This window comes from Streptomyces sp. NPDC012510 (assembly GCF_042955065.1).
Lineage (GTDB): Bacteria > Actinomycetota > Actinomycetes > Streptomycetales > Streptomycetaceae > Streptomyces.
This window is the reverse complement of sequence record NZ_JBIBEN010000001.1, coordinates 509,880-520,955: the sequence shown is the minus strand read 5'-3', so window position 1 is coordinate 520,955 and position 11,076 is coordinate 509,880. Positions and strand designations below refer to the sequence as shown.

1 protein-coding gene is annotated in these 11,076 nt (G+C 73.4%); it reads left to right on the top strand.

Annotated elements, in window-relative coordinates:
• Positions 1-21: 21 nt before the first annotated feature.
• Complete coding sequence (locus ACFY9I_RS02290) at positions 22-10,887, top strand: amino acid adenylation domain-containing protein (RefSeq protein ID WP_390995741.1); 10,866 nt, start codon at positions 22-24, stop codon at positions 10,885-10,887.
• Positions 10,888-11,076: the final 189 nt, after the last annotated feature.

The following is an 11,076-nucleotide window of genomic DNA, read 5'->3' as shown; positions in this document are numbered from 1 at the left end:
GAGGCGGACCGGCTGCTGATCATGGGCGAGCGTGCCACCGCCCTGCCCGACGGTCCGCAGACCACCGGGCCGGGCGGGGGCGGGGCGCCCCGCACACCGCAGGAGGAGATCCTGTGCGGCATCGTCGCCGAGGTCCTCGGCGTCGAGGACGTCGGCGTCGACGACGAGTTCTTCGCGCTCGGCGGCACCTCGATCCTGATGATCCGGCTGGTCCACCGCGTCCGGGACGAGTTCGGCGTCGACCTGTCCCTGCGGGACGTGTTCGCCGCCCCGACCGTCGCCGGGATCGCCGAACGGCTGTCCGGTATCGGCCCGCAGGCCAAGCGGATCACGGCGGACGAGCGGCCGGCCCGCCTCCCGCTGTCGTTCGCGCAGGAGCGCATGTGGTTCCTGCAACGGCTCCAGGGCGGCTCCGGCACCTACAACATCCCCATCCAGGTCCGGCTGACCGGCCCCCTGGACGCGGACGCCCTCGGCGCCGCGCTCGCCGACCTCGTCGCCCGCCACGAGGCACTGCGCACGCTCTACCCGGAGGACGACGAGGGCCCCCACCAGATCGTGCTGCCCCCCGACACGCCCTTCACCATGGATGTCGTACGGGACGCGGGTCCCGCCCCCGACCTGCTCGCCTCCGCTTCCCGGCCCTTCGACCTGGCCCGCGATCTGCCGCTGCGGGCGACGCTCTACGCGACCGGCCCGGACACTCACGTCCTGCTTCTCGTGGTGCACCACATCGCCACCGACGGCGCCTCTCTGCGCCCGTTCACCGAGGACCTGTCCGCCGCCTACCGCGCCCGCCTCGACTGCGCCGCGCCCGACTTCCCGGCACTTCCCGTCCAGTACGCGGACTTCGCCGTCTGGCAGCGCGACACCCTGGTCGGGGATTTGCCCCGGCAGATCGACCACTGGAAGCAGAACCTGGCCGACCTGCCGCCCGAGGTCACCTTCCCCGGCGACCGGCCGCGCCCGGCGGTGGCCACGCACCGAGGCGACCACGTGGAGTTCAGCGTCGCGCCCGAGCTCTACCAGAGGGTCCTGGACCTGGCCGGCCGCAGCCGCACCACCCCGTTCATGATCCTCCAGGCGGCCGTGTCGACGCTGCTGACCCGGCTCGGCGCGGGCGAGGACATCCCGCTCGGCGGTGTCATCGCCGACCGTCCCGACTCGGCGCTCGACGACGTGGTCGGCGTCTTCATCAACACCCTCGTCTACCGTGTCGACACCTCCGGCGACCCCCGCTTCGAGGACCTGCTCGACCGCGTCCGCGAGACGGGTCTGGCCGCCTATGCGCACCAAGGGGTGCCGTTCGAACGGCTGGTCGAGGAGCTCAACCCGGAGCGGTCGAGGTCCCGGCACGCCTTCTTCCAGGTGATGCTGGCCTGGCTGGACCTGACCGAGGCCCGTATCGACCTGCCCGGAGTGCACGCCGCCCCCGGCCCGGTGACCAGCGGCACCTCCAAGTTCGACGTGCACTTCGACTGCCATGTCGAGGGCGACGGGCTGCTGTGCCGCCTGGAGTACACGACCGACCTGTACGACCGGCGCACCGCCGAGAGCTTCGCGGCCCGCTTCGTCCGCGTCCTGGACGCGGTCACCGCCGACCCGGCGCTGCGGCTCTCCGAGGTCGACGTGCTCGACTCCGGCGAACGCGCCCTGGTGCTGAAGGGCTGGAACGACACCGCCGTACGGTTCGACGGCGAGGCGTCGGTGGTGGAGCTGTTCGAGCGGCAGGCGGCCCGGCACCCGGACGCCGAAGCCGTCCGCTTCGAGGACGAGCACTTCGCCGAGCACCTCGACGAGCGCGTCACCTATGGCGAGTTCAACGCCCGCGTCAACCGGCTCGCGCACGCCCTGATCGCCCGGGGCGTCGGCCCCGAATCACGGGTCGCCGTGATGCTGCCGCGTTCGGTGGACCTGATGGCGGCCCTGTGGGCGGTGCTCAAGACGGGCGCCGCGTACGTGCCCATCGACACCGGCTACCCGGCCGACCGCATCGCGTACATCCTCGAGGACTCCGGCGCCCGGCTGCTGATCTCCGACCGGGACGTGGACGGCTTCGAGCGGATCGGTCCCGACGCGGGACCGGGGGAGTCGACGGCGAACCCCGGCGTCACCGCGCACGGCGACAACGCCGCGTACGTCATCTACACCTCCGGCTCCACCGGCCGCCCCAAGGGCACGGTCAACACGTACGCGGGCATGGCCAACCGGCTGTACTGGATGCAGCGCGACCACCACCTCACGCCCGCCGACCGCGTACTGCAGTCCACGCCGGTGAGCTTCGACGTGTCGGTGTGGGAGGTCTTCTGGACCTTGATGTACGGCGGCACCCTCGTCGTCGCCCGGCCCGACGGCCACCGCGACCCGCTCTACCTGGAGCGGCTGATGCGCGAGGAGTCCGTCTCGGTCGTGCACCTCAGCTCGTCCATGCTGGGCGCCTTTCTCGCCGAGACCCGCCTGCCGGACTCCGTCCGCCTGGTCGTCTCCGGTGACGAGGCGCTGCCCGCCGAGCTGGTCCGCCGCTTCCACGACGGCTCGCGGGCCGTGCTCCTCAACGCCTACGGCCCGACCGAGGCCGCCGTCGACGTCACCGCCTGGGCCGCGCCGCCGGACACCGAGACCGTGCTGATCGGCGGTCCCGTCGCCAACACCCGGGTGTACGTGCTGGACTCGGCCCTGGCGCCGGTCGCCCCCGGCGCGCCCGGTGAGCTGTACGTCGAGGGCGTCCAGCTCGCCCGCGGCTACCTCGACCGTCCCGCCCTGACCGCCGAACGGTTCGTCGCGAGCCCCTACGGCCCGCCCGGCGCCCGTATGTACCGCACGGGTGACGTGGTCCGCTGGACGGCCGACGGCGAGCTGGAGTACCTGGGGCGCGCCGACGACCAGGTCAAGCTGCGCGGTCTGCGCGTCGAACTCGGCGAGATCGAGGACGCGCTGGCCGACCACCCGGCCGTCGCCCAGGCCGCCGCGGCCGTGCACGGGCAGTGGCTCGTCGGCTACGTCGTCCCCACGGCCACCGGCGGGACGGTGGACGCCGACGAGCTGCGCGACCGGCTGGCCGCCCGGCTCCCCGAGTACATGGTCCCCGCCCAGGTGGTCGCCCTGGAGACGCTGCCGCTCACCCCGAACGGCAAGCTCGACCGCAAGGCCCTGCCCGTGCCGGACCTGGCGCACGGCTCCGGGCGCGGACCGCGCACCCCGCAGGAGGAGATCCTGTGCGGCCTGTTCGCCGAGGTGCTGGGCGCGGACGAGGTGTCGATCGACGACGACTTCTTCGCGCTCGGCGGCCACTCCCTGCTGGTGACCCGGCTGGCGAGCCGCATCCGCGCGGCCCTCGACACCGACGTCGAGCTGTCCGTCCTCTTCGAGGCGACGACCGTGGCGAAGCTGTCCGCCCGGCTCACCGCCGCGGGCCCGCGCCGGGCCGGCGTGGTCGCGCTGCCCCGCGAGGGGCGCCTGCCGCTGTCGTACGCGCAGGAACGGCTCTGGTTCCTTCACCGCTTCGAGGGACCGTCCCCGACCTACAACCTGCCCGTCGCGCTGCGCCTGTCCGGTGACCTCGACGTGACCGCGCTCACCGCCGCCGTCACCGACGTGGCCCTGCGGCACGAGACGCTGCGGACGGTCTTCGCCGAGGACGAGCACGGCCCTCACCAGGTGGTCCTGCCTCCGTCGTCCGTATCGCCGCCGACCGTCGTACGGATCGACGAGGCCGCGCTCGACGACCGGCTCGCCGACGCCGTCCGCGTCCCCTTCGACCTCACCGCCGAAGCCCCGCTGCGCGCCACGGTGTTCGACCTGGGCGACGGAGAGTACGTCCTCCTCCTCGTCCTGCACCACATCGCCGGCGACGGCGCCTCCATGCCCCCGCTGGCCCGCGACCTCGCCGAGGCGTACACCGCCAGGGCGCGCGGCGAGGACCCCGCCTGGACGCGGCTCCCCGCCCAGTACGCCGACTACGCGGTGTGGCAGCGGGACGCGCTCGGCTCGGCCGACGACCCGGACAGCGAGCTGGAGCGACAGCTCGCCCACTGGAGTTCCGCCCTCGCCGGGCTGCCCGAGCAGATGGAGCTGCCCTTCGACCGGCCCCGGCCCGCCGTGCCCACCCACCAGGGCGAGACCGTCACGTTCACCGTCCCCGCCGAGCTGCACGAGGCGCTGGTCCGTATCGCCCGCGAGCAGCACACGACCGTGTTCATGACCGTGCACGCGGCCCTGGCCGTGCTGCTGCACCGGCTGGGCGCGGGCGACGACATCGTGGTCGGCTCACCCGTGGCCAACCGCACCGACGACGCCCTGGCGCCCCTCGTCGGCTACTTCGCCAACAGCCTCGTCCTGCGCGCCGACCTGACCGGCGACTCGGACTTCACGGAGGTGCTGCGGCGCGTACGGGCCGCCGACCTGGCGGCCTACGCCCACCAGGACGTGCCTTTCGAACGGGTCGTGGAGGCGGTGAACCCGGTGCGCTCCACCACCCGGCATCCGCTGTTCCAGACGATGCTGAACTGGAACAACGCCGACCAGCTGGCCGTCCTCGACCTCGTCGACAGCCTGCCGGGCGTCCGGGGCCGGGTGCTGCCGGTCGCGTCCCCGTCCGCCAAGTTCGACCTGTCGTTCTTCCTGAGCGAGCGCCCGGAGGGTGGTGTCTCCGGAATCCTGGAGTTCGCCACCGACCTGTTCGACCGGTCCACGGCCGCACGCCTCGCCGACCGCTTCACCGGGCTGCTCGCCGACCTCACCGCCGAACCGGCCCGCCCGGTGCGCGAGTTCGACGTCGTGGGTGAGGAGGAGCGGCGGCTGCTGCTCACCGAGTGGAACGCCACCGCCCACGCGCTGCCGTCGGGCACCCTCACCGACCTGATCGAGGCCCAGGTGGCCCGTACCCCGCTCGCCCCGGCCGTCGCGTACGGCCGAACCGAGCTGTCGTACGGCGAACTCGACGCCCGCGCCAACCGGTTGGCCCGGCACCTCATCGGCCTAGGCGCCGGTCCCGAGCGGTTCGTCGCCGTGTTGCTACCGGTGTCCGAGGACATCCCGGTGACCCTGCTGGCGGTCCTGAAGACCGGCGCCGCCTATCTGCCGCTGGACCCCTCCCACCCCGCCGACCGGCTCGGGTTCATGCTGGGTGACATCGAGCCGGTCGCCGTCGTCACGACGGCCGGCCTCGTGGAGAAGGTCGCCCTCGTGTCGGACGTCCCGACGGTCCTGCCCGGCGATCCGGCGATCGAGCGGCGGTCCGCGGCCCCGGTCACGGGCGTCGAACGGCGGCCCGGGAACGCCGCGTTCGTGATCTTCACCTCCGGGTCGACCGGCCGGCCCAAGGCGGTCGTGGTCGAACACCGGTCGCTGGTCGCGTATCTGGCGTGGGCGACGCACGAGTACGAGAGCATCCGCCGCCGGGTCCTCGTGCACTCACCCGTCGCCTTCGACCTCACCGCCACCGGCATGTTCGGCCCGCTGATCTGCGGTGGCCGGGTGGAACTGGTCCGCTGGACATCGAGCGGCCCCGACCCGGACGCGGCGGTCACCCGGCCCGACTTCGTCAAGGCCACCCCCAGCCATCTGCACCTGCTGGGCGCCGTGCCGGACGAGTACTCCCCGGGCGGGCAACTCGTCCTCGGCGGCGAGTCGCTGCTCGGCGACGTCCTGGACGCCTGGCGGGCCCGGCACCCCGGCACGACCGTCCTCAACGAGTACGGTCCGACGGAGACCACCGTCGGCTGCAGCCTGTTCCGCATAGAGCCCGGCGACCCCGTGCCGCCCGGCGTCATCACCATCGGCACGCCCGCCTGGAACACCCGGATGTACGTGCTGGACGCGTGGCTGCGCCCGGCGCCCGTCGGCACCGCCGGCGAACTGTACGTCGCGGGTGACCTCGTCACCCGCGGCTACCACGGCCGCCCCGGCCTGACCGCCGGACGCTTCGTCGCGAGCCCCTACGGCCCGCCCGGCTCCCGGATGTACCGCACCGGCGACCTGGCCCGCTGGACGGCGGCCGGACGCCTGGAGTTCGTCAGCCGGGTCGACGACCAGGTGAAGATCCGGGGCTTCCGCGTCGAACTGGGCGAGGTGGAGGCCGTCCTGACCGCCCAGCCCGACGTGGACGCGGCCGTCGTCGTGGTCCGTGAGGACCAGCCCGGCGACAAGCGTCTCGTCGCCTACGTGGTGCCGGAGCCGGGCAGGTCCGCCGACCCCGCCGCCCTGCGCGCGGTCGCGGCCCGCGCCCTGCCGGACTACATGGTCCCCTCCGCCCTCGTCCCGCTGGACACCCTGCCGCTGACCGCCAACGGCAAGATCGCCCGCAGGGCGCTGCCGGCCCCGGACCTCACCGCCACGGGCGCGGGCAGGGCACCCGCCGAGGGCCTCCAGCGGCGGGTGGCGATCCTCTTCGCCGCCGTCCTCGGGGTGCCCGGCGTGGGCGCCGACGACGACTTCTTCCGCCTCGGCGGTCACTCCCTGCTCGTCGCCCGGCTGGTCAACCGGATCCGCGCCGACCTCGGAGCGGAGCTGTCCATCCGGGAGGTCTTCGAGCACCCGACCGTCGCCGGGCTCGCGGACCTGCTGGCGGACCGGCCGACGCGGACCTCCCGGCCCCCGCTGGTCAGGCGCGAACGGCCCGACCGGGTGCCCCTGTCGGCGGCGCAGCGGCGGATGTGGTTCCTCGACCGGCTCGACGGCCCGGCACAGACGTACACCATCCCCGTCGTCCTGCGGATGACCGGCACCCTCGACCGGGACGCCCTGCGGGACGCCTTCGGCGACCTGGTCCGGCGCCACGAGGCGCTGCGCACGGTGATCGTCGAGGGGCCGGATGGACCGGAGGGGCTGGAAGGCCCGCACCAGGTCGTCGTCGACACCGAGCCGCGCTTCGCGGTCCGGTCGTACGACCCGGCCGACTTCGACGCGGGGCTGGCAGAGGCCGCGAGTGTGCCGTTCTCCCTGGACCACCAACCGCCCATCCGAGCCGTGCTGTTCACCGACGAGGAGCACGAGCACGCCCTTCTCCTGCTCCTGCACCACATCGCGGGCGACGGCGCCTCCATGCGGCCCCTCGCCGAGGACCTCTCCACGGCCTACGCCGCCCGCCTCGCCGGCCGCGCCCCCGACTGGGCTCCGCTGCCCGTCCAGTACGCCGACTACGCGCTGTGGGAGCGGGAACTCCCCGCCGACCGGGTCGACTTCTGGACGCGGGAGCTGGCCGGGATCCCCGACCAGATCGAGCTGCCCACCGACCGGCCCCGGCCCGCCGTCGCGTCCCAGCGCGGTGGCACGGTGCACTTCACGGTGTCCGCCGCACTGCGCGGCCGAGTCGACGCCCTCGGCCGTGACCGGGGCGCCAGCGCCTTCATGGTGCTCCACGCCACGCTCGTCACCCTGCTGAACCGGCTGGGCGCCGGCGACGACATCGTGATCGGGACGCCCGTCGAAGGCCGCCCGGACGCCGCGCTGGAAGACCTCGTCGGCCTGTTCGCCAACACCCTGGTGCTGCGCGCCGACACCTCCGGCGCCCCGACCTTCGAGGAACTCCTCGATCGGGTACGGCGGTCGGACGTGGCGGCGTACGACCACACCGACGTGCCGTTCGAGCACCTGGTCGAGGTCCTCAACCCGGCGCGCTCACGCTCCCGGCACCCTCTCTTCCAGGTCATGCTGACGGTCAACCAGGAAGCCGTCGCCCCCACGCTGCCCGGCCTCGAGGTGACCGTCGGGGACGTGCCCGGCGACCGCGCCAAGTTCGACCTGTCCCTGTCGCTCGTCGAGACCGCCGAGGGCGGCTGGTCCGGATCGGTCGAGTACGCCTCCGACCTGTTCGACCGCGCCACCGCCGAGAGCGTCGCCGCCCGCTATCTGCGCCTGCTCCAGGAGGTCACCGCCGACCCGGCGCGCCCCCTGCACGCCCTGCCCCTGCTCACCCCCGCCGAACGCGAGGAGGCCCTCGTCCACCGCAACGACACCGCCCGGCCACTGCCGAAGGCGTCGCTACCGGAGATGTTCGAGGCCCAGGTGGCGCGTACGCCGCATGCCGTGGCCGTCGTCGCGGACGCTACGGAGCCCTCGAACGGTACGGAGCCCTCGAACGGTACGGAGCTGACGTACGAGGAGCTGAACCGTCGCGCCAACCGGCTCGCCCGGCACCTGGTCGCGCTCGGGGCGGGGCCGGAGACGGTCGTCGCCGTGGTGCTGCCGCGCCGCCCGGACGTGGTCGTGGCGCTGCTCGCGGTCCTGAAGACCGGCGCCGTCTACCTGCCGATCGACCCGGCCGACCCCCAGGCACGGATCGACGCGCTGGTCGCCGACGCGGGCGCCACGATCGTGCTCGACGAGGCCGCCCTCGCCGCCGCCCCGGACACCTCCCCGGACGGTGACCTCGGCGTCCGGGTCCACCCCCACCAGGCCGCCTACCTGATCTACACCTCCGGATCGACGGGCCGCCCGAAGGGAGTCGTCGTCGAACACGGCTCGCTCGCCGCGTATCTGAGGGAGGCCGAGGCGATGTACCCGGCCGCGTCCGGCGAGTCCCTGGTCCACACCTCCCTCGCCTTCGACATGCCGGTGACCACGCTGTTCACCCCGCTGATCACGGGCGGCCGGGTGCGGTTCGCCGACCTGGACGAGAACACCCCCACCCCCGGCCTGCTCAAGGTCACTCCGAGCCATCTGCGGCTGTTGGATTCGCTGCCCGACCGCGTCAGCGACGCCCGGGACCTGGTCATCGGCGGCGAGGCCCTCGACGGCACCGCTCTCCAGGCGTGGCGCGATCGGCACCCCGAGGCCGTGGTGATCAACGAGTACGGCCCGACCGAGGCGACCGTCGGCTGCGTCGTCCACCGCCTCGAACCGGACGACGACCTCGCCGCCGGGCCCGTGCCCATCGGCCGCCCCATCGGCAACGCGCGCGTGTACGTGCTCGACGAGCACCTGCAGCCCGTCCCCGACGGCGTGTGGGGCGAGCTGTACCTCGCCGGCGCCGGACTCGCCCGCGGCTACGCCGGACGCCCCGGTCAGAGCGCCGAGCGCTTCGTCGCCGACCCGTACGGTCCGCCCGGCACCCGGATGTACCGGGTCGGCGACCGGGCCCGCTGGAACCGCGCCGGGGTCCTGGAGTACGCCGGACGCGTCGACGACCAGGTCAAGATCCGGGGCTACCGGATCGAGCCCGGCGAGATCGAGACGGCGCTGACCGCGCTCGACGGGATCGCCCGAGCCGCCGTGGTCGCCCGCGAGGACCGTCCGGGCGACCAGCGACTGGTGGCGTACGTCGTCGCCGAAACCCCTTCGGCGGTCGATGAGTTGCAGGCCCGGCTCGCCACCGTCCTCCCCGCCCACCTCGTACCGTCCGCGTTCGTCGAGGTCGACGAGATGCCGCTGAACCCCAACGGCAAGCTCGACCGCAGGGCACTGCCCACCCCGCCGGACACCGCCGCCGGTACCGGCCGGGCACCGCGGACCGAACGGGAGGCCCTGCTGTGCGGGCTGTTCGCAGAGGTGCTGGGGGTGCGGGAGATCTCCGCCGACGACGACTTCTTCGCGCTGGGCGGTCACTCCCTGCTCGCCGTCCGGCTGGCCGCCCGGATCGGTGAGACTCTGGCGGTCCGCTTCAGCCTGTCGGCACTTCTCGAAGCACCGACCCCGGCGGGACTGGCACACCACCTCACGGAGGGCGGCCCGCACGCCGCGTCGTGGGTGCCGGACTCGGAAGCCGAGCTGAGTCCCGCCCTGCGCTTCACGTCCGGCACATCCCCCGCCGGCTCCCTCGACGTGCCGCACGCCGGCCCGCATGCCGGTGGTCCTCGGGAGATTCTGCTGACCGGGGCCACGGGGTTCGTCGGAGCCTTCCTCCTGGCCGAGCTGCTGCACCGGACAACGGCGCGGGTGCACTGCCTCGTCCGTGCGCGGACCGACGCCGAGGCGCGCGAGCGGCTGACCGGGGCCCTGCGGCGCTACGGCATCGACCTCAGGCCGACGCCGGACGATCCGCGGCTGAACGTCGTCCGGGGGGACCTGGCTGCGGTGGACCTCGGCCTCGGCCCCGCGGACTGGGCGGAGCTGCGCGAGCGGGTCGACACGATCGTGCACGGCGGCGCACACGTCCATCACCTCTCGCCGTACCCGCGGCTGAAACCGGCCAACGTGGAGGGCACCCGAACCCTGCTGCGCCTGGCCGCCGAAGGCCGGCCGAAGGCGTTTCACCACCTCTCCACCCTCGGTGTGTTCGGACTCGGCCAGGACTCCCGCCTGGTCACGGAGGATTCACCGATCGACGGTGAGAAACACCCGTTCGGGAACGGGTACGCGGCGAGCAAATGGGTCGCGGACCGGCTGGTGGAGCGTGCCTTCGAACGGGGGGCCACCGGCGCCATCCACCGGCTGGGCCGCATCTGGGCGCACACCTCCACCGGTGCCGTCAGCCCGGACGACATGTTCTCCCGACTGCTCACCAGCAGCGTCGCGCTGGGCTGCCATCCGACCGGACCGGAAGGGGAGGAAGCGCTGCTCCCCGTCGATGTCCTCGCCCGCGCCGTCGTGGGACTGATCCTGACCGGGACCGCGACCGCCCGTGTGCACCACCTGCACCACCCGCGCCGGGTCGGCGCCGGTGCCTTCATGAGCACGTACGACCGGATGCGCGGGACGGTCTCCGAAGCGGTCCCGCTCACCGTATGGCTGCACCTCCTGCGGCGCGCGAGCCGACGGGGACAGGACCTGCCGATCCTGCCCTACCAGGCGTATCTCGAAGAGCACGCCAGGAAGGTGCCGGACCCGTGGCAGGCGACCCTGGAGTTCGAGAACGACAGGACGCTCCAGCGGCTACGGGACCTGGGGGTCGGGGTCCCGGACATCGACGAGGCCGCGATCTCCCGCTACTGGAACTTCGTCGAACGGTGAGGCGAACCGCGCGGACCGGCCCCAGTGGCCCGGCCGCCTCCGAACGCCCCTGCGGAGGTGCCGTCCGCGACATGCCCCCAGACCAGTGACTGCCACCCGCCCTCCACATCGACCTGATGACCGGCCACACCGCCTGGACCGCCGGGCGGACCGTGGCCCAACCCACCTACAACGTAAGGAACACGGACT

Excerpts from the sequence above, each read along its gene's own strand:
- ACFY9I_RS02290 (WP_390995741.1), top strand. The coding sequence starts at position 22 with ATGGGCGAGCGTGCCACCGCCCTGCCCGACGGTCCGCAGACCACCGGG.